Origin of the sequence: Thioalkalivibrio thiocyanodenitrificans ARhD 1, from assembly GCF_000378965.1 — a bacterium.
Taxonomy (GTDB): Bacteria; Pseudomonadota; Gammaproteobacteria; order Ectothiorhodospirales; family Ectothiorhodospiraceae; genus Thioalkalivibrio_A; species Thioalkalivibrio_A thiocyanodenitrificans.
This window is the reverse complement of sequence record NZ_KB900536.1, coordinates 446,992-468,868: the sequence shown is the minus strand read 5'-3', so window position 1 is coordinate 468,868 and position 21,877 is coordinate 446,992. Positions and strand designations below refer to the sequence as shown.

Genomic DNA, 21,877 nt, shown 5'->3' with positions numbered 1-21,877 from the left:
GCCAGAACCGGATTTTGAGTCCGCATAGTACCCATATGATGGAGTCTTATGTAACCCTATGGTTATTGATATATCAGGCACTTAGTACCATACTAAATCCGATGCTTTTGGATGTAATCCGCTCAAATCGGGTTACATATGGGTTACACGGGAACGCACCGGATTCTGACCATGAAGCTAAACGCCACCACCATCAAGTCCGTCCAGGCACCGCAAAGCGGGTATGTTCTGCTATGGGACGATGATCTGCAAGGTTTCGGCCTGCGCGTCACCGCCAAGGGTGCCAAGTCCTACATTGTGCAGGCCAAGATCCACGGCAAGACCGTGCGCCATACCTTGGGCAAGCATGGCGTGCTCACCCCCGACCAGGCCCGCAAGAGGGCCAAGGCCAAACTCGGAGACATGGCCGAGGGCAAGAACCCCGTGGCCGAGAAGCGCCGCAAGAAGGCGCTCTCCGTGACCCTGGCGGACGTGACCGATGCATATCTGGATAGCCGTCGCACCCGGGCCGGAAAACCGCTCAAGGAACGCACCAAAAAGGATGTGCGCTACCACCTGGATGGCACCTTTTCCGAGTGGAAGGACAAGCCCGTGGCCGAGATCACGCGGGACATGGTGCTCACCCGCTACAAAGCCAAGTGCAAGACCTCCGTGGCACAGGCCAATCAGTCCATGCGGGTGCTGTCCGCCCTGCTGAATTACGCCGGAGCCACCTACCGCACCCCCGAGGGAACCCGGATCATCCAGGACAACCCCGTGGAGGTCCTGCGTGACGCCAACGTACTGCGAGCTGTGGCCCCGAAGAAAAGCATGGTGCCATTGGACCGCCTCGGGGAATGGTGGAGTGCTGTGCAGGCCATGAGGGCCGATCCCGCCCTGACCCCCGCATCGCGCTCCGCTGCCGATCTGGTGGCCCTGCTGGCCGTTACCGGATTGAGGCTCGGGGAGGCCCGTTCTATCTGCTGGGATCAGATCGAGGACGCAAGCCTTCGACTCACCGACACCAAGAACCGCACCGACGTTCGCCTCCCGCTTTCGGACCTGGCCATGGAGATCATCGAGGCCCGCAGGAACAAGACCCCGTTCGTGTTCCCCGCCCGCTCCGGTAAAGGGCATTTGAAGGACTGCCGGGGCCAGTTGATGATCCTGGCGGAAAAGACCGGGGTGGACGTGACCGCCCATGATCTGCGAAGAACATTCCGGACCGTGGCCGCCAAGGTAGGTGTCGAGTTGTGGCGCACCAAGGCCCTGATGAACCACAAGCAGGACCAGGACATCACCCTCGCCCACTACGCGGACCTGAGTGATGTGCGCGACCTCAAGCCCGAGGCCGACCGGATCGCGCAGTTCTTCGAGGAACAGAAGCGCGTCTTCGAGGCCGGCAACGTGGTGACGCTGGAGCGAAAAGCATGAACATCGTTAACGCCTACATGCGGCTAATCACGGACGGCCATGAGGACGCACAGGCAGAGGCCCGAAGGAAGTTGGAGTGGCTGCTGAATCTGTCCGTGGCCGATGCCAACAAGATGCAGGCAGAGGCCATGCGACTCCTGGTCCGTAACGAACTGGCAGCCAAGGAGCTGGAGCCGCACACCATCGAAACCGTGATGGATGTCATCGACCCGCTGATGAAGGCGTACGCGGATGGACTGGATTGCCGCGCCCGGGTGCTCGAACACGCGAAGACCGGAGAGGCCCGACGCCTGCCCGACGCCGTGGTGATGACCCTGGCGGAGTCGTTCTACATGAGCAACCAGGCGGGCCGCACCTTCCATGAAACAGTTTCCGACGCGCTGAACCTTGCCAAGGAAAGACACGCCGACACCGCGCCCAGCCGCAAGACTGTGGAACGCCGCCTTGCCGAGCTTTACAAGAGCCTTCCGAGGTCAGAGTTCAGCGTTCCCCCGCCAGTAAGAGGTCGCCCGCCCATTAAATAGACAAAGGCCCTTTGTCTATTAAGTCGTTGTTTTTCTGGCTTTTTTTGCCACAATTGCATCCAAGCCCGCCGAATTTTGGCGGGCGCCATGTCCACACATGAGGATGCAGCGATGGCAGAACTTCCCCTCACCACGCAGGAAGCCGCCGAGCGCCTTGGCCTGAAACGGACCACGCTGGAAGCCTGGCGGGTTCGAGGCTTTGGCCCCCGCTTCGTGAAACTCGGACGATGCGTGCGATACCGCGCCGCCGACCTGGATTCCTGGCTGGAGTCCCGCACTCGGACGTCCACCAGCGCCGGGGCCGCGTGATGAAAACGAAAAACCCCCGGCGGCAACCGGGGGCGGGATACGTCGATGCGCTTGGGGATCTGTACGCGCCCCTGAATGATACCACCCCGCCCGCCGTCCTCAAGCCCGGCTGCATCGTCACCTGCAATCTCCTCCCCGGCGAACACCTGGAGGTCCTGGCCGTCGAGCGTGACGCCGCCCACCTGCGGCTGGGCAACGGTGCCCGCTTGCGTGTCGGTCTGCACCGGCTCGAGGTGGTGCGATGACCGCCCGCCTGCGTGAAACAACCTTGGCCGATGCACAAGCCATGCTTTCGGCAATTCCGAGCGACGACCGCGACGTGTGGGTGCAGATGGGCATGGCCCTGCATCATGAATTCGGGGGCGCTGCATGGGACGTGTGGGACCAGTGGAGCCGAACGTCCGACCGCTACGACCCGCGTGCCGCCCGTGCAACCTGGCGGAGCTTTAGCGATGCCCCTAACGGAAGGTCCGTGACCATCGGGACGCTGATTCACATGGCCCGCACACACGGCTGGCGACCAACCGACACGCCCACCACCAAACCGAGAGCGCCGGAGAGGCCGCAGGAGTCCCCGCAGGAGTCCCCGACCCTTGCCTATGCCTTGCGCCTCTGGATGGCCGCTGATCGTTCCAGCGAAGCCGTGGCATCACATCCCTACGCAATCGCAAAGGGCATCACCTGGGCAGCCGGAGCCGGACGGGTGAAGGCATCGGGCCGGGTGATTGGCCGCGATGCTGATTGCCTGGTGGTGCCGATTCGTGAGGGAGCTACAGGCCGGGTACAGGGTGTGCAGGTAATCAACCCCGAAGGTGCGAAACAGACCTTCGGGCAACTGTCCGGGGGTGCCCTGCTGCTGGGCAATGACCTGGACAAGTCCATTCCCTGGGCCGTGGTCGAGGGGTGGGCCGATGCCGTGTCGTTTGTGTGGCACTGGCACCACGGAAACGCGGTCGGAATATGCGCCTTTGGAGTCGGACGCATGGAGGATATAGCCCGCGCCATAGATGAGCGATTCCAGCCGCGAGAGGTGCTGATCATCTATGACGCCGACCAGGGGGGCAGGCTATGACGACCCGAAGAGTATTGCTCCCCGAAGGGATCGCAGGAGAAAAGGACATTAACGATTACCGCGAGTCGCCGGAGATTCTGAAAAGCGCCGATATCAAGGATTCGGGCTTCCCTGCCCCGCTCGACTGGGCACGCCTAAAGGACGTGAAAGCGCCTGAGCGGGTTTGGGCCACCAGGGGATGGGTGCCGATGGGACACACAACCCTGTTGGCGGGTTTGGGTGGGCTGGGTAAGACACTGTTGGCGCAGACACTCGGAACATGCCTTGCAATGGGCCGGGATTACTTCGACGAGGTCCCGGAATCCCGGAAGGTGCTCATGTGGGCCGGTGAAGATGATGCCGACGAGTTGCACAGGCGGCAGGAGGATATATGCCGCTGGATGGATCTTGACATGGGAGAGCTTGAGGGCCGCTTCATGCTCCATCCATGTAACGGCGCTGACATCACCCTTGCCGAGCAAATAAATGGGCACCTGGCCCCTACAAGCGCACTGAAGGAGCTTCGAGAGAAGGTATCGGACACCAAGCCCGAGGTAATCATTCTTGACTCTACGGCCCGAGTCTACGGAGGCAACGAGAACGACCGCCACCAGGTCACTCAGTTTGTCTCATGGCTCGACAATGCCGCCCAAGGCGCCGCCGTGATGCTGCTCGCGCACCCTGCCAAGGGCCAAGGGTCCGAATACTCGGGAACCACCGCTTGGGAAGGCTCTGTCCGCTCCCGCCTGTTTCTATCGCCAACCCTGCCCGATGGGGATCCCGATGAGGGAAGCGATACGGACGACACCCGGTACTTGACCCGAAGGAAGGCCAATTACTCCGGCAAGGACTGGCGCCGCTTCGAGTACCGGGACGGCGTGCTCATTCCCGAGTCTGCCGCACCAAAGCAACGGTTTGGCCCCCAGTACGCGCAAGACGTGGTGCTCCGCGCCCTTCGCAAACTCACGGAGATGGGCACAGACGCCACAGCATCCACGGCAAGCCCGTCCTACGCGCCCAAGGTGGCCAAAGAATACGGATTGCTCGACGGCATCGACAAAAGGCAGTTTGCCGCCGCCATGCGCGAGATGTTGAAGGCCGGACGACTCAAAACGGATGTTGTAGGTCAGTACCCAAACCGTTCTCCAAAGAAAGGATTGGTGGAGGTGCACAAGTGAATGGGTGCTTGCACAAGTGCACAAGTGCACACACCCCCCCCTATAGGGGTGTGTGTGTGCGCACTTCATTTGTGCATTCGAGCGGCATTTGTGCGGCATTTGTGCAGTCCATTTGTGCAGAGAATCAGTTTCGGCAGATTGGCAATTAGACACTGGAGGCACCGAATGAGCGACCACGATATGCCAACCCCGACGATTATCCCCGCACAACCCGGCTGGTTCCGGTTGTGGGTGGATACTGAAACCGGCGAGCTGTTTGACCCCGAGCCTGTGCTTGCCTGGGAGCTCGTTCCGCTTGAGTACGAAGATCCGTCTAGACACGAAGTCCCCTACTTCCAGGCGGTCTACCCGGTGACAACGGAAGGCCGGGTAGATGACACGGACTCGTTCCTGCTGCGGCCCGACGGCAGGGTGGAGGATACGCACATCAGAACCTGGGACAGCCTGGAGCTTGCCAATGCGCCGGAGGAATGCGCCAAGAGACAAGCCGCCAGACGCAGAGCGAGGGGCTGACATGAAAACGACCTTCTGGAGCACTGCAAACAAGGCTTTCTCGCAGGCCGAGCGCAACGCGTACAACCGTTTTCGTATAGAGCTTTATCTGGAGGCGGACCGGCTGCGCGACCGCATGAGCATGGACGACCCGGCAATGGCCCATGCCCGCGACCTAATGGAGATGATTTGCACCATGCCGATGATGGAGCGCTGACCGTGGACGTGCACGCCGCCTTGATCGGGACTCTATGGGCTGCCGGGTGGTGGGGCTGACGTGCCGCGTAAGCGTGTGCCCGACAACCTGGCCTTGATGACCCACGACGAGGTGGGCGCCGAGCTAGGCGTGTCGGGTGCCTTGGTGGGACTCATCGAGCGCCGGGCACTGGCGAAGCTAAAGGCGGCACTGCAGGCGAGAGGCGTCACGGCTGCCGACCTGGCAGACAGCCCGGAGCCGGACGGGACGCGAGCTTGGACGGGCGAGAAGTGAGGGGGAGGGGGTGTCCGAAAGTGGAATGGCAACGCCTGAAGGACCGCAAGGGGAAGTCACGAATTATCGCAACTAAGGATTCCCGCGTGCGCGGGTAAGGAGAAGAAGGCATGAAGAACAGATTTGCACCACCTGAAACACTGGCCGCACCCGAGGCGGACATATTCGTGCGGCTGCGTGACGATTTCGATATTCAGGACGCGCCTGGGCTTGTGTTGCTGCACCAGCTTTGCCGGGCGCACCAGTTGGCCCGTGAAGCCCGCGAGATTGTGGCCCGGGAGGGTCTGGTGGTCGATGGCAAGGCGCATCCGTTGCTGGCGACGATCCGCGATGCCGAAAAGCAGCTGGCGGCCACGATGCGCCAGATGAATTTCGACGTCGAGCCTTTGCAGGCGGTGGGCCGCCCGCCGATGGTGGCCTGATATGCCGACGAACAGAACACGACAGAGGCGGGGCGGTGCCCTGGACGATTGGTGCCGGTCCGAATTGCTCAACGGCCCGTGCCTGCTGGCGGGACTTGGCTATCACACCTACCTGCCGGAGACGGTTTGCGACGACGACCGGATGCGCCTGGACTGGCAACGTCACCGGGACGTGTTGCTGCCCGAGTGGATCAAGGCGAACCCCGGGACAAGGCCCTACGCCTGGTGGAAGTTTGATGCCCCGGAGCCGCGCCCCGAGGCTGAGGCCGAGCGTGAGTATCTGGCCCGTCACGGGCTGCTGACCGATGGAGAGCTTGACCATGAGTGACAAGACACCCGATTGGAACGCCATTGCCGAGGGTTCCGCCTTGACCGCGCTGGAGGTGAAGGCCGAGAACTTCGCGCAGTCCGTGCCCGACCTTACGGACTCACTCAAGACCCTGGCCCGGGATATCCGCGCTGCCCTGGAGGGTGCCGCCGATGAGTGATTACGCGGACGTAAACGAGTTGATTCCCGAGTCCCCGCCACGCGAGACACTGCCGGAGTCCTGGCAAGGCCCCATGACGCTGCTGGAGAAAACAATACATATCCAGGCGCTCAGTTTGCAGATGGCGGAACTCACCTTCCGCCGTGCCGTTGAGCATATCGAGTCGGGTGAACCCCAGGCCGCTGCCCGGCTGCTGACCGTTGCCGATGAGCGCATTCATGACCTGCTGGCACCCAAGGAGCATTGACAATGCCCGGGCAGTGTATAAACTTACAGTATTGCTCCCGCTGGCCCGTGCGCGACGTGCGAGGCCAGACCCACCGGAGCGAGTGCGCGACGCACTGCACAGGACCGGCAACGCCGGACGTTTAACTGTGGAGAGGTCGCCATGACTGAAAATCTCCTGTTTGAACTCAAGGCCGCGACCACGCCGCAAGGCATCGTGGAAGGCATTGCATCGCCCTATGGCGAGCAGGATGCCCAGGGCGACGTGGTGATGCCTGGTGCGTTTAGCGACACCCTAAAAAAGCGCCTCCCGGCGATGCTGCTTCACCACGATCAATCGAAAGTTGCGGGCAAGTGGTCCGAGGTGCGCGAGACGGACGCCGGGCTGCTGGTACGCGGTCAACTCGCGCTAAAGACAGACGCCGGACGTGAAGCTTACGAGCTATCGAAGGCAGACGCCGTTGGCCTGTCCATCGGCTTCAGGCTTGCCGAGGGTGGCGCGGACTATGCGCATGGTGCCCGGATACTGAAGAAGCTGGATCTATTCGAGATTAGCTTTGTGGGTGTCCCTGCGGCTGCTGGTGCCCGTCTGACCGGGGTCAAGAATCTGTCCGTGGATATCACTTCCCCGCGCACCCTGGAATCCGCCTTGCGCGAAGTCGGCTTGTCCGCCAGACAGGCCAAACGGCTCATGTCCGGCGGCTACCGCGAACTTCTCAAAACCGATGAGCAGGCCGAGGCCGAAGAACTGGCCGAGGCACTGCGCGAACTGAACAACCTATTCGCTTCCTGACGGAGTACGAACGATGGAACTCAAGCAGATTATCGAAGAAAACAAGGCCGCCGTTGAGCAGTTCGGCGGCAAGATCAAAACCATGGGCGAGGCCGTCCACGAGTTGCAGAATCGGCTTCACGAGGTCGAGCAAAAAGGCGCTGGCGGGATGCGTCCCGCGAACTCCGGGACCGTGCATGACTTCGGACGCGCCGTGGTGGAGTCCGAGCAGTTCAAGGCCCTGGCCTCGGGCAACGCCAAGCATGTGAAAATGAGCTTGGACGTGGACCTGCTGTCGAAGAACACGCTTACCGGCGATGAAGGTTCCCCTGCACAGCCCGGGTCAACGCTCAGTCCCGCGACCCGGATGCCCGGTATTGTCATGCCTGCCGAGCGGTCCTTGCGTATCCGCGACCTGCTGCCGGTCATGCAGGCGGATTCCAACCTGGTGGAGGTCACGCGGGAACTGGCGTTCTCCAACAATGCCGCGCCCCAGGCGTCCGAGGGTGCCGAGAAGGCCGAAACGGATCTGACCTTTGAACTGATCGAGGCCCCCGTGCGCACCATCGCGCACTTCATCAAGGTATCCAAGCAGGCATTGAGCGATCAGGCCGCCTTGGGCCTCTACCTGGATCGGCGGATGCGTTACGGGGTCGGGCTGGCCGAGGAAGTGCAGGTGCTTACCGGCAACGGCACCGGGTCGAATATGTCCGGCCTGATCCAGAACGCAACCGCCTTCACCGGACCCGCCACCGGCGATACCCACCTGGATACCCTGTCACGGGCAATCGAGCAGGTGGAGGTGGCGGATTATTCCGCCTCCGGCATCGTGCTGAACGTCGCTGACTGGCGAGCAATCACGCGCCTGAAGGATAACGAGGACCGCTACCTTATGGGCGGCCCTGCGGCCTCTGCTGCGATGCTGTGGGGGCTTCCCGTGGTGCCGTCGAACTCCATGCCGCAAGGTCAGTTCTTGGTGGCCGACTTCAACCGGGCGGCCATTCTGTGGGATCGGCAGAATGTCACCGTGGAGATGTTCGAGCAGGACGAAACCAACGTCCAGCGGAACCTGGTGACGATTCGGGCGGAGATGCGCAGCACGGTGACCGTGATCCTTCCGACTGCGATTGTGCATGGTAGCTTCTAAGGGCGAGTAAACCCTGTGGGCTGACCCGGCCTGCCCGAAGGGTAAAGCCGCCTTGCGTGATGCCGGGCGGCTTTTTTATGGGTGCAAGGCGGGCAGGACAAGGAGTGCCGGGCCATGCTGCTGGAGCAGGTGGAGCCAGCGAAAGGACATGGTGGGGCTAGGAGGCAAGCTGATAATATCAGGTTGAAGCATGGTGACTCCCAGCAATACCTAATCTCACGCCTCAAGCGCGACAACCCGCAGCTTGCCGAATCCGTGATCCGTGGCGAACTCACGGCACACGCTGCGGCCATTGCAGCCTGGAGAGGGTGGACCGCCAACGCGTGCGCTGACTTCCCTGTGGGCGTCGGCATTGGGGGCGAAGGCGGCCCGGGGTGAAGTGTAACCCGATGCAGGCTATTGCAGGTTCAAACTGGGTTACATATGGGTTACATGCCCTTCCGTGAGTCTGATTCCCTGCCTAGCCCGATAGTCCGTAACTTCTTGTTTTATATGTGGTGCCGGGAGCGAGAATCGAACTCGCACTCTGTTGCCAGAACCGGATTTTGAGTCCGGCGCGTCTACCAGTTCCGCCATCCCGGCCGGGGACGGATAGTCTAAAGCAATCCCGCCCGGAGTAAAGCGGCCGCCACGCCCGTACCGCGGCGGATCCAGGGGTCCGCACTCTCTCCTGAATCTGACCCGGATCAACCGCACCAGACGTGGCGCTTCGCAGCATCCCTTACACTGGCTGCCTGCGCGCCGCCCTTCATCCGGCAGGGCCCCGACCCCCACCTGAACAGGAGCCATTCATGAGCCCGCAACGCCCCACCCTCACGTTCCGATCCCTGTGTCTGGTGCTGGCCCTGATGGCCGGCCCTGCCCTTGCCTCCGGATCCGCCGGTACGGGCGGGTATGTGTCTCTCGAGGGCGTGGAAGAGTTCCGCGGTGTGGTGGATCTGAGCCACGGGGAACCCGCCACGGTGCTGCGCTATCTGCAACTGGTGGCGCAGATGGACGAGGATCTGAAGGAGATGGGTCTGGATCGACGCATCGTCGTGGCCATGCGTGGCGGCGCGGTACGCTACCTGCGCAGCGACCGCAGCCCCATTCCCCATGCGGACCAGATCGTCGCCGAGGAGATTGCGGATGCGGTGGCAGCCCTGGACGCGCGTCATATCCGCATCGAGGCCTGCAAGGTGGCCATGGATCGATTCGAGGTGCCGGTTGACGGCGTGCTGGAGGCAGTGAACGTGGTGGACAACACCTTCATCACCCTGATCGGCTTCCAGCAGCAGGGCTATGGTCTGGTGGCGATACCCTAGTGTCGTCTCCCATAAATATCCTGCGTTTCAGCGGGGCTCTGAAACGCAGGATATTCATGGGACACGACACTATAAGTACGAAGGGTGAATTGGGAAGTGGGAGGGGAAAGACCTCGACTTCGCACTTCCCAATTCACCCTTCCGACTTCGCCTGGGGTGTCCTGCCGTACATGGCCGCCATTGCCCTCACCTTTTCGTCGAGTCCATCCTCGAACTGATCCCAGGTGAAACGCCAGGTCCAGTTGCCCTCGGTGGTCCCGGGCACGTTCATGCGGTGGCGCGCATCGAGACCCAGGAGGTCCTGGAGGGGAACCACGGCCAGACGCGCCACGGACGCGAATGCACTGCGCACGAGCGGCCAGGGCATGGGCTCGGCGGGCTGGCCCAGGTAGTCCAGCACATGGTTCCGCAGTCCCTCGTCACAGGACTGGAACCATCCTACCGTGGTGTCGTTGTCGTGGGTGCCCGTATAGACGACGCAGTTGGATTCGTGGGCATGGGGCAGATAGGGATTGTCCGCCCCGCCCTCAAAAGCAAACTGCAGAATCTTCATGCCGGGGAGGCCGAATCCGTCGCGCAACGCCTCCACCTCCGGCGTGATCACGCCCAGGTCCTCGGCCACCAGGGGCAGGCGGCCGAAGCGCTGCTTCAGCGTCCGGAACAACGCCTCGCCCGGCGCTTCGACCCATTGCCCGTTCATGGCCGTGGGCTCATCGGCCGGGATGGACCAGTAGGCCTCGAAACCGCGGAAATGATCGATACGCATCAGGTCCACCAGTTCCAGCTGCGAGGCGATGCGCTCGATCCACCATTGAAAGCCTTCCGCCTGCATGCGTGTCCAGTCGTAATGGGGATTGCCCCAGCGCTGGCCGGTGGCCGAGAAATAGTCCGGGGGCACGCCGGCCACGCTTCGGGGCTGGCCGGCATCATCGAGATCGAACAGACATCGGTGGGCCCAGACATCGGCGCTGTCGTGTGCCACGAAGATGGGCATGTCACCGAACAGCAGGATCCCCCGTGCGTTGGCTGCTTCCTTGAGCAGACCCCACTGGCGATAGAATACGTACTGCTCGAAGCGATACTGGTCGAGCACTTCATCCAGCCGCTTGCGCACCTTGTGCAGCGCCCCCGTGTGCCGGTCACGAAGCGCGGCGTCCCACTGCCACCAGGGACGTCCGCCGTGTTCCTGCTTCAGAGCCAGATAGAGGGCGTAGTCCTCCAGCCAGTGGGCGTGCTGTTGAACGAAGTGCTGGAAACCTTCCCGCTCCGAATCCTCCGCCACCGCAAGAAACCCCTGGCGGGCCAGGCGCAGCTGTTCGCAATGGAACGGGTTGCGCCGGCCGATGTCTTCGTCCGTGGCGTCCAGCCAGCCCCACTCCACCAGGGATCGCTGACAGATCAGATCGATATTTCCCGCATTGACGGACATGCACTGGTACGGTGAGCCGTCATCGTGCGGCTGCGACAGGGGCAGCATCTGCCAGACGGTCAGGCCCGCGGCCTGAAGAAACTCCACGAAGCGCAGGGCATCGAGGCCCAGGGTGCCCACGGGTCCCGGCCCCGGTAGCGACGTGGGATGCAGCAGGACGCCGGCACGGCGCTGGTCCAGGGGGGATGGGGTTTCATGGGTTCTGGGCACGCATCCTCCCGGATATCGTTGTCGCGGGCCTGGGGATCGGCATATCCGCGTCTCGGTCGCTTCAGTTGTGACCGGCGGTGCCGCGCCGCATGGTGCCGCCTGCCGCCGGATGCCCGCCGCCATGGGTGAACACCCGGGTCAGACTCTCGGGCACGGGTTCGTCGATCAGGTGATAGAGCACGGACAGATGATGTCGGTACAGGCGCTCGAACTCGCTCACCACCGAGGCCGGATTGTAGTCGCCGAACCACCAGCACCAGTCCGAACCCTCGCAGATGGCCAGTTGTTCCAGGGCCTGTTCCAGGCGATCGCCGCCCAGGCGCCCTTCGCGGATCGCCGCGTCCAGCCGCTGCTTGGCCTCGACGAGCATCTCCCATCCCCGGTTCTTTTCCGCATCGCCGATCCAGGTGGAGAAACTGCCATGGACCCAGCTTCCCGCCACGACACGGGACAGGCTCGTGGTACCCGGCAGGTCCCCCAGGCACTCCGAGAACGTGGTCATCTGCAATCCGGGGTGCGCCGAGAGCCGGGCATAGAGGGTCTGGAGAAAGTGGTAACCATTGGCCGGGTAGTATTCCCAGGCATTCTCGCCATCCAGGATCACGGACACCACCGTATCCGGATCAACGCCCTGCGCCGCGATGTTCTCCAGGTGATGAATGAACTCACCCACCGCATCATCCGCATGCCAGTCGGCATACCTGAACCCGATGGCGTCGGACAGGCCGTCGTCCCGGAAGAAGCAGACGGTATCGGCGCCTTCCAGCACGTAAGGCCGGTGCAACCAGCCGCGGTCCTCGCCATCCTCGAGCATTCCCGCCTCGCGCAGGCTGTTGGCCAGCACGTTTTCCCCGCTCGCGGTCCAGCGAATGCCGTACTCCGCAAGCAGCCGTAACGTGGCCGTACTTACACCTCCCTCGGACGGCCAGCAGCCGTCTGGGCGCCTGCCGAAGTGCCGCTCGAAGACCTCGAGCCCCCGCTCCAGGTGCCAGCGCACCCGTTCCTCGCCGCCCGGATAGGCGCGGCACCGGGGCAGCGGCGCGTCCGGCACGGCCTCGCGCGCCGCGCGCAGATCCAGCAGCAGTGGCACGATGGGGTGGGCATAGGGGCTGAAGGACAGCTCCACCCGCCCCTGTTCGGCCAACTGGCGGTAACGCGACACCACCTCGCCAAGGATCTCCCCGATGACCTCAAGCAGACAGCGGCGGTCCTGGAGACTGAACTGCTGGCCCTTGTCCATAAGCGACTGGACCCGGGCATCCTCGCGCCGCACCGTCTCGCCGAGCCACGCCAGGTGATACCACGTCACCAGGTCGGCGAAGAAACCCTCGGACTGATACAGGAACCCCGCCGGCTGATCGCACAGCCATTGGGCCATCTGCACCAGAACGTGAAAGTGCGGAAACGGCTCGATCAGATGCTTGTGATTGGCATGGAGGCAGGCTTCCGCCAGGGCCCTGCGCCCGGCCGGATCGTCGGGCATATGGTCGCCGGCCAGGGCCGACAGCAGGGGATCCCGGATCTCCTCGCCCCGCGCCAGATGGTCCCGCACCTGCGCGGCGTAGTCTTCGATCTGCTCCAGCAGCACCGGGGCGAAGTTGACCACTGCCCGCGCATCCGGGGCCGCCTCCAGGTGGGCCGCCATGTCCACGTAATCCTTGATGGCGTGAAGGTAGGTCCAGGGCAGCGCGTAGCGGCGGTTCTCCACATCCCGGTACTGGGGCTGATGCATATGCCAGCACAGCACGACCCTGAGCGGCCGGCCGGCCGCCCTTCGCGCGTGCTCAGCGCACATAGCGTTCGCCGGTACCCAGCATCTCGGGCGTGACCACCACCACCCCGCCCGGCGACACGTAGAAGCGCCGTGCATCCTCGGCGGGGTCCTCGCCGATCACCGTGCCTTCCGGGATCCGGCAGCCCTTGTCGATGACCGCCCTGGTGATACGGCAGTAGCGGCCCACCTCCACGTTGGGCAGTACCACGCTGTCCTGCACCTGGGCGTAGGAGTTGACCAGCACATTGGAGAACAGCAGGGAGTGGCGGACCGTCGCGCCGGAGATGATGCACCCCCCCGAGACCATGGAGTCCACCGCCGTGCCGCGCCGGTCCTCGTCGTCGAACACGAACTTCGCCGGCGGAAGCTGCTCCTGATAGGTCCAGATGGGCCAGTCCATGTCGTAGAGATTGAGCTCGGGCGTCACACCGATCAGTTCCAGGTTGGATTCCCAGTAGGCATCGATGGTGCCCACGTCGCGCCAGTACGCCTGGCTGCCGGTCTGGGTGTCACGAAACGGATACGCCATCACGCGATAGGGCCCGATCACGCTGGGGATGATGTCCTTGCCGAAATCCCGGCTCGAACCCGGTGTATCGGCATCCTTGATCAACTGCTCGAACAGGAACTGCGTGTTGAACACGTAGATGCCCATGGAGGCCAGGGCACGATCCGGCCGACCGGGCATGGCTGCGGGCTGTTCGGGTTTCTCCGCGAATTCGCGCACGCGCCCGTTCTCGTTGACGGCCATGACGCCGAAGGCCCTTGCCGTATCCAGATCCACTTCCAGGCACCCCACGGTCATGTCGGCGCCCGTTTCCACGTGATAGGCGATCATGTCGCCGTAGTCCATCTTGTAGATGTGATCGCCCGCAAGGATCAGCACATAGCCGGGCGCGTGCTGGCGGATGATGTCCAGGTTCTGGTAGACCGCGTCCGCCGTACCCAGATACCAGGAGGTCTCGATGCGTTGCTGCGCCGGCAGCAGTTCGATGAACTCCCCGAACTCGCCGCGCAAAAAGCCCCACCCCTTCTGTATGTGCTGAATCAGCGAGTGGGCCTTGTACTGGGTCAACACCCCCACCTGCCGGATGCCGGAATTGATGCAGTTGGAGAGGGGGAAATCGATGATCCGGAACTTGCCGCCGAAAGGCACCGCCGGCTTGGCGCGCCACATGGTCAGTTGCTTGAGGCGGGATCCCCGGCCGCCCGCGAGGATGAGCGCCAGCGTGTCCCGCGTGATACGACTGACGAAGCGCTGGGATTGTGCTTTCATAGCCCTTGAGTGCTCCTTTCAGTGGGGCGGCTTCGGGTCGTCACGGGCATGTTAAGCTGCCGGGAGGAACGGCCACGGATGACCGGGGCGTCATTGCGCATGATGCGCATCCTCGATTGCAATTCTATTACATTTGCCATCTGGCGGCAGGATCCTCGGAGCAAAAATGTCGGTCACCACCAAGATCATCATCCCACCGGAAGTTCAAAGAGTTCTTGATGCCCGTCATCACGATCCCTTCGCCGTGCTCGGACGCCATCCGCTTGATGGACAGAGCTTGGTTCGGGCCCTGTTGCCTCGGGCCGTCGAGGCCTGGGTGGTGGAGGCGTCCGACGCACCCATGCAGCGGCTGGACGACACGGACCTGTTCCAGTGGCAGGGCGACTCACTGCCCGACCGGCCCTACCGTATCCGCTGGAGTGACGGCCACGGGCACGAGCAGGTGGCCTATGACCCCTACGCCTTCGCCCCACAGACGCCCGATTTCGACGTTCACCTGTTCAATGAAGGCCGCCACTGGCATGCCTACCGCATCATGGGCGCCCACAGTCACACCGTGGACGATGTGGAGGGCGTGCGATTCGCCGTGTGGGCGCCGGGTGCGGAGCGGGTCAGCGTGGTAGGCGATTTCAACCGCTGGGACGGGCGAGTGCACCCCATGCGGGTGCGGGGCGGAAGCGGCATCTGGGAACTTTTCATCCCCGGCCTGGAGCCCGGTTGCCTCTACAAGTACGAGATCCGCAACCGGGATACGGGCGAGATCCTGATCAAGACCGACCCTTATGGGCAACAGTTCGAGCTGCGTCCGAGAACCGCCGGCGTGGTGCCCGCTCCGGACCGGTACGACTGGGGTGACAGCGACTGGCTCGCCGCGCGCCACGGGGACCAGTGGCTGCATCGCCCCATGTCCATCTACGAGGTGCACCTGGGGTCCTGGAAGCGGGGTCCCGAAGGGGAGTTTCTCGGCTATCGGGAACTGGCGCATGCACTTGTGGACTACGTGAAAGCAATGGGGTTCACCCACATCGAACTGCTGCCCATCACCGAGCATCCCTTCGACGCCTCCTGGGGCTACCAGACCACCGGGTACTACGCCCCCACGAGCCGATTCGGGACCCCCGACGAATTCCGCTATTTCGTCGACCACTGTCACGAAAACGGCATCGGCGTGCTGCTCGACTGGGCGCCCGGCCATTTCCCCAAAGACCGCCATGCCCTGGCCCGCTTCGACGGCTCGGCCCTCTACGAGCATGAGGACCCCCGCAAGGGCGAACACCGTGAGTGGGGGACCCTGATCTTCAACTACGGCAGGAACGAGGTCCGGAACTTTCTCGTCTCCAGTGCCCTGTACTGGGTGGAGGAATTCCACATCGACGGCCTGCGGGTGGATGCGGTGGCCTCCATGCTCTACCTGGACTATTCCCGCGAAGCGGGGGAGTGGGAGCCGAACCGCTACGGGGGCAACGAGAACCTGGAGGCCATCGATTTCATCCGGGAACTGAACAACGTGGTGCAGGGACAGCATCCCGGCGCACTGATCGTCGCGGAGGAATCCACCTCATGGCCCCAGGTGACACGGCCCACCTGGCTGGGCGGCCTGGGATTCTCCATGAAGTGGAACATGGGCTGGATGCACGACACCCTGGAGTACTTCGGGAAGGATCCGATACATCGGCACTTCCATCACGACCAGCTCACCTTCGGCCTGCTGTACGCCTTCACGGAAAACTTTGTCCTGCCCTTCTCTCATGACGAGGTGGTGCACGGCAAGCGCTCCCTGCTCTACCGGATGCCGGGCGACGAATGGCAACGCTTCGCCAATCTGCGCCTCCTCTATACCTACATGTGGGCCTACCCGGGCAAGAAGCTGCTGTTCATGGGTTCCGAGTTCGGCCAGGGCGATGAATGGGATGCAGCCGGCCAGTTGGACTGGTATCTGCTGGACTTCCCGCCGCACCAGGGCATCGGAGCCCTGGTCTCGGACCTCAACCGCCTCTACCGCGAGGTCCCCGCCCTGCACCGGCTCGATTTCGACTGGCCGGGATTCGAGTGGATCGACTGTCACGACGCGGCACAATCGGTGCTGAGTTTCCTGCGCAGGGCGGACGACGATCTGGTCATCGTGGCCCTGAATTTCACCCCTGTCCCCCGCGAGGGCTATCGGATCGGCGTACCCCGGCCGGGCACCTATCGGGTGCTCCTCAATTCCGACTCCGAACACTATGGGGGCAGCAACGCGGGCAATCCCGCCGCCCACAGCGAGGACATCCCCTGGATGGGACACCCCCATTCCATCGTGCTCACCCTGCCCCCATTGGGGGGCTTGATCCTGAGCGCCGGCGAAACCTGACCCCCGGTAGGAGCCCGGTCCTCCGGGCGATGGCCATGCATTGGCATATCGCCCACGGGAGCGGGATCCTGCAACTGACCGCTCCGGTCACAATACGATACGGCGCCTCGTCGATGGCAAAGCCCGGGCGACCGCCACTCACATCCGGGCTAGCCGTGGCATGAGGGCCCTTGTACAATGCGCTGCTTATGGGGCGGTAGCTCAGTTGGGAGAGCGCAGCAATCGCACTGCTGAGGTCGTGGGTTCGACTCCCATCCGCTCCACCATATTCGCATAAAATCAGGGGCTTAAAAGCCCATTTTCGTGCTGTTTGACAGCCGGGTGCATGTAAGGCAAACCTTCCTGCCCAAACCGGCTCTCTTCCAAAAACCGTCAGGGCGCGGCAGCCAGTAGCAGGGCCGCGCCATCTCCGCCGAGTCTGCCATCGGGTGCGGGTGATCACCCGGCCATGGACGGTCGGCATGGAATCATGTACTTTATGTACATCATTGTATTCCCTGGACAAATTCCCAGGCCGCGTGTTCCAGACCACTGCCGCGGCGCGGCCGTTGATCGTCGTTGAAAGGGGTTGCGCCCATGCAATCAAACCCGTCCTTCATCCGCAGACTGCGCCTGCTGGGCTCCAGCACCAATGCCGTGGGCTGGACCGAGATCCTCGTATCCGCCCTGAGCGCCACGCTGGGGATTCTGCTGGTCTACGTGGTAAGCGTCTGGTTTCTTGAGGGTCTTGCGGTGCTTTTCGTGGCGGCGTCCATGGGATCCTCCGCAGTGCTGTTGTTTGCCGTACCTCATGGAAGCATGTCGCAACCCTGGCCCCTGTTCGGCGGACATCTGATCTCCGGCCTGACCGGCGTGACCTGCGCCGTGCTGCTTCCCCAGCCGGCGCTCGCAGCGGCTCTGGCCGTGGGGCTCTCCATCGGGATGATGCAACTCTTCCGTTGCGTCCATGCGCCCGGCGGGGCGACAGCGCTCGCCGCGGCCCTGGGCGGCAGCACCGTCTACGGTATGGGCTACCTCTTCGTGGTGGCGCCGATCATGTTCAACGTACTGATCCTGTTCACGGCCGCGGTGGCGGCCAACTACCCCTTCCGGTGGCGCCGCTATCCGGTCGCACTGCTCTACCCCCATCACGAGGGCGAACCGCCGCAGACAGCACCACGCGAGGAGGACCTCTCCTGGGCCATCGAGCAGATGAACGTCATTGTCGACGTGACTGCGGAGGAACTCCACGAGATCGCGGAACGAGCCCTGGCCCACGCCCGGGAAGGTCAGTCAGAAAGCGTCACGCTGCGCCTGGGTCCGCGCCTGGTACGTGCCCACCGTCCGGGGGAGGCTCTGTCCGGTCCGGTGGCCGATGCCGGGCCCGAGGATGAGTCCCCGGTGGTGAGCCTGAAGCTCGTCCCGCAGGATGCACCTTCCGAGCCCGACGACTCACGGTCCTGAGGCCGGCTGCCCGCCAACCGCCCGGGCGACCTCGACTTCCAGCTCAGCCAGCGCCCGCGAGAAGGCCCGCGACATGGCCGTCACCCTGTCCTGTGCCGCCGCCGATGCCGCCCGCTCGCCGGCCTCGACGCGCGTGCTCAGCCGAACGTCCCGTTCCGGCCGCAATCCGGCGGACAGATGGGCACGGACGGTCAGGTGTGCCACCGGCTCACCGGGATCCCGCAGGTCCCAGTACAGGCGCGTCACCGACAGGTCGAGCCGGTAATCCGCGGCACCCGACAGCGCGGGAGGCACGACTTCCCGGAACACCCCGCTCTCCTGGAACCACTCCGTGACCACCCTCGACACCTGGTCCCGGGGACTGGTCAGCCAGAGATGATAGAAATCGCTCTCGTAACGCTGCGCCTCCACTTGGTAGACAAAGGCACGGCTTTCGAACTCGGGGGCGACCCGCACGGGTCCAAGTACCAGTCTGGACCCGTCCGGACCATGCGCCGTGGCTGCGGTACGCTGTACATCCAGGATAAAGTGCTGCTTCTCCGGCACGGGGCGCTGCAGATTCACGGCAATGGAACAGGCGCTCATGGAAAGGACCGTCAGCACGAACCCCATGTTCCGGAACCAGGACTGCACCCTGGTCATCGGGCCGTATCCTCTCGGCGCACCGGCGGGCTGCCCAGCAGAATCCCGGGATACATGGCCGCCTCCTCACTCAGGTCCCGCAACCGTTCGGACATGACCCGCAGGTTGTCCAGGATAATGACCAGATCGTGCTCGTGACCCAGCATGGTCCCCTCCAGTCCGGTGGCCGTACGTTCGATACTCTCCATGGCCCGTTCCAGAGCATTCATGCTTTCGTCGAATCGCGGACTCTCGGAGAGCGCGCGCAGGTTTGCCGCCGCCACACCCAGATCCCTTGGCACATCGGCCAACAGGGGCGACGACAAGAGATCGTCGAGGCGGCGGACGGCGGCCCGGGAACCGGTCAGCACGGCGATCAGCTCCTCGTTGATGCGCGAGACCTCCAGGGCACCAATGGCCGTTTCCAAACTGCCGAGCACCCGGTTCAGATTATCCACCACCCCCTCCACGTCCAGTTGATCCAGGCGCCGGCCGATACGATCGGCGTACTCGATGAACTGGGTCACGGTACCCGGCGCGGACGGCACATAGATGTTCTCCGGCACCCAGTCGATGGTGACCGGAATCTGCATCGCCGGATCCATGAAATCCAACTCCAGGAAATTGATCCCCGTCACGCCCTGCGGGGTCATGCGCACGCGCAGGCCCCGGTCGACCATGGTCTGAACCATCTCCGGCGTGGGCAGCCGCCCGCTCGCGCCGATCCGGTCCGCCCGGATCACGGCCTCGACCATCACGTACTGGTATCGCTCGGTGACAGGCAGATCCTGCTGATAGTATCCGTGGGTAAAACCGATCCGGCTGACCTCGCCGATGGTCACGCCGCGCAGCTTGACCGGGGCACCCACATCGAGGCCCTGGACGGACCCGTCGAAGTAGGTCTCCATGATCACACTGGGGCGGAAGAGGTTGCCGATCCCGAGCAGCAGCAGGACCAGGATGCCGGTGCCCAGGGCGATCACGATGAACAACCCCAGACGGAAATAACCGGCCCGGGTCTTCATGCGGACTGCCCCTTAACGAACCGGTACAGACGCTTCATGCCGCCTCCGATGCCTGGCGGTGGAAGAAGCGCCGGACCCTGGGATGGCGGGCATGCTCACGCAGCCAGCCGGGTTCCCCCTTGGCGATGATGCCCCGGCTTTCCGGATCCAGCATGATCACCCGATCCGCGATGATGTGGACGCTGGCCATCTCGTGGCTGACCACCACGAAGGTCATGCCCAGGATCGAAGACAGCCGCAGGATCAGCTGATCCAGATCGGCGGATGTGACCGGATCCAGTCCCGCGGACGGCTCGTCGAGAAACAGCACCATGGGGTCCAGGGCCATGGCCCTGGCGATGGCGGCCCGTTTCTGCATGCCGCCGGACAACTCCGAAGGCAGATGATTCTCGAAGCCCGAAAGACCCACCAGACGCAGCTTCATGCGCGCCACCAGTTCCCGGGCATCGTGGTCGAGCCGCGTGTGCGCCTCCAGAGGCAGACAGATGTTTTCCAGCAGGGACATGGAGCCGAACAGGGCGCCCGATTGATAGGCCACCCCGAGCTTGCGCAACAGGGCCATGCGCACCTCACCATGGGCGGCCGCCATGTCCTGTCCGTCGATGATGATCCGCCCGGACATGGGCTCATACAGGCCGATCATGTGCTTGAGAAGCGTACTCTTGCCGCTGCCGGAACCGCCCAGTATCACGAACACCTCGCCGCGCCTGACACCGAAACTCAGATGCTCCAGCAGGGGAACGCCGTCGAACCCTATGGTCAGATCCTGTACGCGGATGATGTCGTCCGACGTCTCCCCGTCCGAACCCTCCGGCGCCTGTATGTCAGCCAAGGACGCAGTCATCAGATCCCCAGGTGGAAGTACATCACCGCGAACAGGCCGTCCGCCATGACGATAAGGATGATAGCACTCACCACGGCCCGGGTTGTGGAGATCCCCACCGCGGCGGCACCGCTGCGCGTCTCCAGTCCGCGCAGACAACCGACGCCCGCCACCAGCAATCCGAACACCGTGGCCTTGAAAAGCCCGCCCAGGAAATCACCCAGCGAAACCGCGCTGGTCACCTGATTGAAATACGTTACCAGCGGGATGTCGAAGGTCAGCATCACGACCGCGCCGCCCACGAGTCCCACAAGATCCGCCACGATGGTCAGCAGGGGCATGACCGCGACGGCGGCCAGTACCCGGGTGACCACCAGGAAACGTACCGGATCCAATCCCATGGTGGTCAACGCGTTGATCTCCTCGTTGACCTTCATGGTACCGATCTCCGCGGCGAATGCGGCGCCGGAGCGGCCGGCCAGGATGATCGCGGTCATGAGCGGCCCAAGCTCGCGAAACAGCGACAGGGCCACCAGATTGGCCACGAAGATCTCGGCGCCGAACTGGCGCATCGCCACCGCCGACTGATAGGCCAGGATCACCCCCATGAGGAAAGCGATGAGCATGACGATGGGCAGCGCATTGGCACCCGCTTCCTGGGCGATATCCAGGGCATCGCGCCAGCGAACCTGCCTGGGATGACGCGCCGCATGGAACAGCGCGGTGGTGGCCTCGCCGATGAAGGTCACCTGCTGGTAGAGGTGAAGGCCCAGTTCATAGAGACCATTGGCCAGAAGCCGGCGCAGCCCCGGGCGTACGGGGCGCGATGCCTCGAGCCTGTCGGCAAAATCCCCGGCCTGAAACGGCGCAAGCATGCGTTGCACGGCCTCCGGCGTTTCGCCCAGACTCACGCCGGCCTCGGGCAACCGCGGCTGACGCAACAGATCCATCAGCAGCGCGACACCGGCGCCGTCACAGTACTCCACGGCGCCCGTATCGATGCACACCGGGCGCCCGGCGTGCGCACCCAGACCGTTGAGCGCTTCGTTCCAGATATCGGACACGGTGTGGGCATCCAGCCGCCCGCCCAGGCGCAGCGTCATCCCGGCAC

General features: G+C 63.5%; 25 protein-coding genes and 2 tRNA genes. 19 read left to right on the top strand and 8 right to left on the bottom strand.

Annotated elements, in window-relative coordinates:
- Positions 1 to 171 precede the first annotated feature (171 nt).
- The 15 genes from THITHI_RS0102130 to THITHI_RS18310 all read left to right on the top strand — a co-directional run bounded on the left by THITHI_RS0102130 (position 172) and on the right by THITHI_RS18310 (position 8,511).
- Complete coding sequence (locus THITHI_RS0102130; RefSeq protein ID WP_018231421.1) at positions 172 to 1,413, top strand: tyrosine-type recombinase/integrase; 1,242 nt, start codon at positions 172 to 174, stop codon at positions 1,411 to 1,413.
- Positions 1,410 to 1,937 carry a hypothetical protein gene (locus THITHI_RS0102125; protein ID WP_018231420.1) on the top strand — a complete coding sequence of 176 codons (528 nt, stop codon included), beginning with the start codon at positions 1,410 to 1,412 and terminating at the stop codon, positions 1,935 to 1,937. The genes THITHI_RS0102130 and THITHI_RS0102125 overlap by 4 nt, the downstream gene beginning before the upstream one ends.
- 111 nt (positions 1,938 to 2,048) lie before the next feature.
- Positions 2,049 to 2,246 (top strand): helix-turn-helix transcriptional regulator, encoded by a 198-nt coding sequence (locus THITHI_RS0102120; RefSeq protein ID WP_018231419.1) that lies wholly within the window; start codon positions 2,049 to 2,051, stop codon positions 2,244 to 2,246.
- A complete protein-coding gene (locus THITHI_RS0102115; RefSeq protein ID WP_018231418.1) occupies positions 2,246 to 2,491 on the top strand; it encodes a hypothetical protein in 246 nt (81 codons plus the stop codon). The genes THITHI_RS0102120 and THITHI_RS0102115 overlap by 1 nt, the downstream gene beginning before the upstream one ends.
- The gene (locus THITHI_RS0102110) at positions 2,488 to 3,318 is read left to right on the top strand and encodes a PriCT-2 domain-containing protein (RefSeq protein ID WP_033336893.1); all 831 of its coding nucleotides are present in this window, start codon (positions 2,488 to 2,490) and stop codon (positions 3,316 to 3,318) included. Before THITHI_RS0102115 ends, THITHI_RS0102110 begins: the two co-directional genes overlap by 4 nt.
- Entirely contained in the window at positions 3,315 to 4,475 is a 1,161-nt protein-coding gene (locus tag THITHI_RS0102105) for an AAA family ATPase (RefSeq protein ID WP_018231416.1), read from the top strand. The genes THITHI_RS0102110 and THITHI_RS0102105 overlap by 4 nt, the downstream gene beginning before the upstream one ends.
- A 165-nt stretch (positions 4,476 to 4,640) precedes the next feature.
- Entirely contained in the window at positions 4,641 to 4,988 is a 348-nt protein-coding gene (locus THITHI_RS0102100) for a hypothetical protein (RefSeq protein ID WP_018231415.1), read from the top strand.
- A gap of 1 nt (position 4,989) precedes the next feature.
- The gene (locus THITHI_RS0102095) at positions 4,990 to 5,184 is read left to right on the top strand and encodes a hypothetical protein (protein WP_018231414.1); all 195 of its coding nucleotides are present in this window, start codon (positions 4,990 to 4,992) and stop codon (positions 5,182 to 5,184) included.
- A gap of 60 nt (positions 5,185 to 5,244) precedes the next feature.
- Positions 5,245 to 5,457: a hypothetical protein gene (locus tag THITHI_RS0102090; protein ID WP_083908636.1), complete on the top strand. Its 213-nt coding sequence runs from the start codon at positions 5,245 to 5,247 to the stop codon at positions 5,455 to 5,457.
- 110 nt (positions 5,458 to 5,567) lie between these two features.
- On the top strand, positions 5,568 to 5,879 hold the full coding sequence (locus tag THITHI_RS0102085) for a P27 family phage terminase small subunit (protein ID WP_018231412.1): 312 nt from the start codon (positions 5,568 to 5,570) through the stop codon (positions 5,877 to 5,879).
- Position 5,880: 1 nt separating this feature from the next.
- On the top strand, positions 5,881 to 6,207 hold the full coding sequence (locus tag THITHI_RS20955; protein WP_033336892.1) for a hypothetical protein: 327 nt from the start codon (positions 5,881 to 5,883) through the stop codon (positions 6,205 to 6,207).
- Positions 6,200 to 6,367, top strand: a complete 168-nt coding sequence (locus THITHI_RS20735) for a hypothetical protein (RefSeq protein ID WP_018231410.1) — start codon at positions 6,200 to 6,202, stop codon at positions 6,365 to 6,367. The genes THITHI_RS20955 and THITHI_RS20735 overlap by 8 nt, the downstream gene beginning before the upstream one ends.
- Positions 6,360 to 6,614, top strand: a complete 255-nt coding sequence (locus THITHI_RS0102070; protein WP_018231409.1) for a hypothetical protein — start codon at positions 6,360 to 6,362, stop codon at positions 6,612 to 6,614. Before THITHI_RS20735 ends, THITHI_RS0102070 begins: the two co-directional genes overlap by 8 nt.
- A gap of 141 nt (positions 6,615 to 6,755) precedes the next feature.
- Positions 6,756 to 7,385, top strand: coding sequence for an HK97 family phage prohead protease (locus THITHI_RS0102065; RefSeq protein WP_018231408.1), 630 nt, complete (start codon positions 6,756 to 6,758; stop codon positions 7,383 to 7,385).
- Between the two features lie 13 nt (positions 7,386 to 7,398).
- A complete protein-coding gene (locus tag THITHI_RS18310; RefSeq protein WP_018231407.1) occupies positions 7,399 to 8,511 on the top strand; it encodes a phage major capsid protein in 1,113 nt (370 codons plus the stop codon).
- A gap of 495 nt (positions 8,512 to 9,006) precedes the next feature.
- Here the strand turns inward: THITHI_RS18310 and THITHI_RS0102050 are convergent.
- Positions 9,007 to 9,093: transfer RNA gene (locus THITHI_RS0102050), tRNA-Leu, on the bottom strand.
- A gap of 209 nt (positions 9,094 to 9,302) precedes the next feature.
- Here THITHI_RS0102050 and THITHI_RS0102045 point away from each other — a divergent pair.
- A complete protein-coding gene (locus THITHI_RS0102045; protein WP_018231405.1) occupies positions 9,303 to 9,815 on the top strand; it encodes a DsrE family protein in 513 nt (170 codons plus the stop codon).
- Positions 9,816 to 9,948: 133 nt separating this feature from the next.
- On the opposite strand, the gene malQ is transcribed toward THITHI_RS0102045, so the two are convergent.
- The 3 genes from malQ to glgC form a co-directional block, all read right to left on the bottom strand.
- Complete coding sequence (malQ, locus tag THITHI_RS0102040; protein ID WP_026185976.1) at positions 9,949 to 11,454, bottom strand: 4-alpha-glucanotransferase; 1,506 nt, start codon at positions 11,452 to 11,454, stop codon at positions 9,949 to 9,951.
- Positions 11,455 to 11,515: 61 nt separating this feature from the next.
- Positions 11,516 to 13,249, bottom strand: a complete 1,734-nt coding sequence (locus THITHI_RS0102035) for a glycoside hydrolase family 57 protein (RefSeq protein ID WP_018231403.1) — start codon at positions 13,247 to 13,249, stop codon at positions 11,516 to 11,518.
- Entirely contained in the window at positions 13,239 to 14,504 is a 1,266-nt protein-coding gene (glgC, locus tag THITHI_RS0102030) for a glucose-1-phosphate adenylyltransferase (RefSeq protein ID WP_018231402.1), read from the bottom strand. The genes THITHI_RS0102035 and glgC overlap by 11 nt, the downstream gene beginning before the upstream one ends.
- Before the next feature lie 166 nt (positions 14,505 to 14,670).
- Here glgC and glgB point away from each other — a divergent pair, with 166 nt between their 5' ends.
- From glgB to THITHI_RS18305, 3 genes are all read left to right on the top strand, one after another.
- Positions 14,671 to 16,854, top strand: a complete 2,184-nt coding sequence (gene glgB / locus THITHI_RS0102025; RefSeq protein WP_018231401.1) for a 1,4-alpha-glucan branching protein GlgB — start codon at positions 14,671 to 14,673, stop codon at positions 16,852 to 16,854.
- Between the two features lie 190 nt (positions 16,855 to 17,044).
- Positions 17,045 to 17,120, top strand: a tRNA-Ala gene (locus THITHI_RS0102020).
- Positions 17,121 to 17,430: 310 nt separating this feature from the next.
- Positions 17,431 to 18,297, top strand: a complete 867-nt coding sequence (locus THITHI_RS18305; RefSeq protein ID WP_018231400.1) for an HPP family protein — start codon at positions 17,431 to 17,433, stop codon at positions 18,295 to 18,297.
- On the opposite strand, the gene THITHI_RS0102010 is transcribed toward THITHI_RS18305, so the two are convergent.
- Genes THITHI_RS0102010 through THITHI_RS0101995 form a run of 4 tightly spaced genes read right to left on the bottom strand, consistent with a single transcriptional unit; the run spans position 18,286 to position 21,869 of the window.
- On the bottom strand, positions 18,286 to 18,939 hold the full coding sequence (locus THITHI_RS0102010; protein WP_018231399.1) for an ABC-type transport auxiliary lipoprotein family protein: 654 nt from the start codon (positions 18,937 to 18,939) through the stop codon (positions 18,286 to 18,288). The two genes, THITHI_RS18305 and THITHI_RS0102010, sit on opposite strands and share 12 nt — an antisense overlap.
- Complete coding sequence (locus THITHI_RS0102005) at positions 18,936 to 19,943, bottom strand: MlaD family protein (protein WP_018231398.1); 1,008 nt, start codon at positions 19,941 to 19,943, stop codon at positions 18,936 to 18,938. Before THITHI_RS0102005 ends, THITHI_RS0102010 begins: the two co-directional genes overlap by 4 nt.
- A 34-nt stretch (positions 19,944 to 19,977) precedes the next feature.
- Positions 19,978 to 20,787 carry an ABC transporter ATP-binding protein gene (locus THITHI_RS0102000; RefSeq protein WP_018231397.1) on the bottom strand — a complete coding sequence of 270 codons (810 nt, stop codon included), beginning with the start codon at positions 20,785 to 20,787 and terminating at the stop codon, positions 19,978 to 19,980.
- Positions 20,787 to 21,869 (bottom strand): ABC transporter permease, encoded by a 1,083-nt coding sequence (locus tag THITHI_RS0101995; protein ID WP_018231396.1) that lies wholly within the window; start codon positions 21,867 to 21,869, stop codon positions 20,787 to 20,789. The genes THITHI_RS0102000 and THITHI_RS0101995 overlap by 1 nt, the downstream gene beginning before the upstream one ends.
- Between the last annotated feature and the right edge of the window lie 8 nt (positions 21,870 to 21,877).

What these genes read in the sequence shown, in the direction of transcription:
- THITHI_RS0102110 (WP_033336893.1), top strand. Translation starts at nt 2,488, where the DNA reads ATGACCGCCCGCCTGCGTGAAACAACCTTGGCCGATGCACAAGCCATG.
- THITHI_RS0102085 (WP_018231412.1), top strand. Translation starts at nt 5,568, where the DNA reads ATGAAGAACAGATTTGCACCACCTGAAACACTGGCCGCACCCGAGGCG.
- THITHI_RS0102065 (WP_018231408.1), top strand. Translation starts at nt 6,756, where the DNA reads ATGACTGAAAATCTCCTGTTTGAACTCAAGGCCGCGACCACGCCGCAA.
- THITHI_RS0102130 (WP_018231421.1), top strand. Translation starts at nt 172, where the DNA reads ATGAAGCTAAACGCCACCACCATCAAGTCCGTCCAGGCACCGCAAAGC.
- THITHI_RS0102010 (WP_018231399.1), bottom strand. Translation starts at nt 18,939, where the DNA reads ATGACCAGGGTGCAGTCCTGGTTCCGGAACATGGGGTTCGTGCTGACG.
- THITHI_RS20735 (WP_018231410.1), top strand. Translation starts at nt 6,200, where the DNA reads ATGAGTGACAAGACACCCGATTGGAACGCCATTGCCGAGGGTTCCGCC.
- THITHI_RS0101995 (WP_018231396.1), bottom strand. Translation starts at nt 21,869, where the DNA reads ATGACGCTGCGCCTGGGCGGGCGGCTGGATGCCCACACCGTGTCCGAT.
- THITHI_RS18310 (WP_018231407.1), top strand. Translation starts at nt 7,399, where the DNA reads ATGGAACTCAAGCAGATTATCGAAGAAAACAAGGCCGCCGTTGAGCAG.
- THITHI_RS20955 (WP_033336892.1), top strand. Translation starts at nt 5,881, where the DNA reads ATGCCGACGAACAGAACACGACAGAGGCGGGGCGGTGCCCTGGACGAT.
- THITHI_RS0102100 (WP_018231415.1), top strand. Translation starts at nt 4,641, where the DNA reads ATGAGCGACCACGATATGCCAACCCCGACGATTATCCCCGCACAACCC.
- THITHI_RS0102000 (WP_018231397.1), bottom strand. Translation starts at nt 20,787, where the DNA reads ATGACTGCGTCCTTGGCTGACATACAGGCGCCGGAGGGTTCGGACGGG.
- THITHI_RS0102035 (WP_018231403.1), bottom strand. Translation starts at nt 13,249, where the DNA reads ATGTGCGCTGAGCACGCGCGAAGGGCGGCCGGCCGGCCGCTCAGGGTC.
- THITHI_RS0102115 (WP_018231418.1), top strand. Translation starts at nt 2,246, where the DNA reads ATGAAAACGAAAAACCCCCGGCGGCAACCGGGGGCGGGATACGTCGAT.
- THITHI_RS0102125 (WP_018231420.1), top strand. Translation starts at nt 1,410, where the DNA reads ATGAACATCGTTAACGCCTACATGCGGCTAATCACGGACGGCCATGAG.
- THITHI_RS0102120 (WP_018231419.1), top strand. Translation starts at nt 2,049, where the DNA reads ATGGCAGAACTTCCCCTCACCACGCAGGAAGCCGCCGAGCGCCTTGGC.
- THITHI_RS0102105 (WP_018231416.1), top strand. Translation starts at nt 3,315, where the DNA reads ATGACGACCCGAAGAGTATTGCTCCCCGAAGGGATCGCAGGAGAAAAG.
- glgC (WP_018231402.1), bottom strand. Translation starts at nt 14,504, where the DNA reads ATGAAAGCACAATCCCAGCGCTTCGTCAGTCGTATCACGCGGGACACG.
- THITHI_RS0102095 (WP_018231414.1), top strand. Translation starts at nt 4,990, where the DNA reads ATGAAAACGACCTTCTGGAGCACTGCAAACAAGGCTTTCTCGCAGGCC.
- THITHI_RS0102045 (WP_018231405.1), top strand. Translation starts at nt 9,303, where the DNA reads ATGAGCCCGCAACGCCCCACCCTCACGTTCCGATCCCTGTGTCTGGTG.
- THITHI_RS0102070 (WP_018231409.1), top strand. Translation starts at nt 6,360, where the DNA reads ATGAGTGATTACGCGGACGTAAACGAGTTGATTCCCGAGTCCCCGCCA.
- THITHI_RS0102005 (WP_018231398.1), bottom strand. Translation starts at nt 19,943, where the DNA reads ATGAAGACCCGGGCCGGTTATTTCCGTCTGGGGTTGTTCATCGTGATC.
- glgB (WP_018231401.1), top strand. Translation starts at nt 14,671, where the DNA reads ATGTCGGTCACCACCAAGATCATCATCCCACCGGAAGTTCAAAGAGTT.
- THITHI_RS18305 (WP_018231400.1), top strand. Translation starts at nt 17,431, where the DNA reads ATGCAATCAAACCCGTCCTTCATCCGCAGACTGCGCCTGCTGGGCTCC.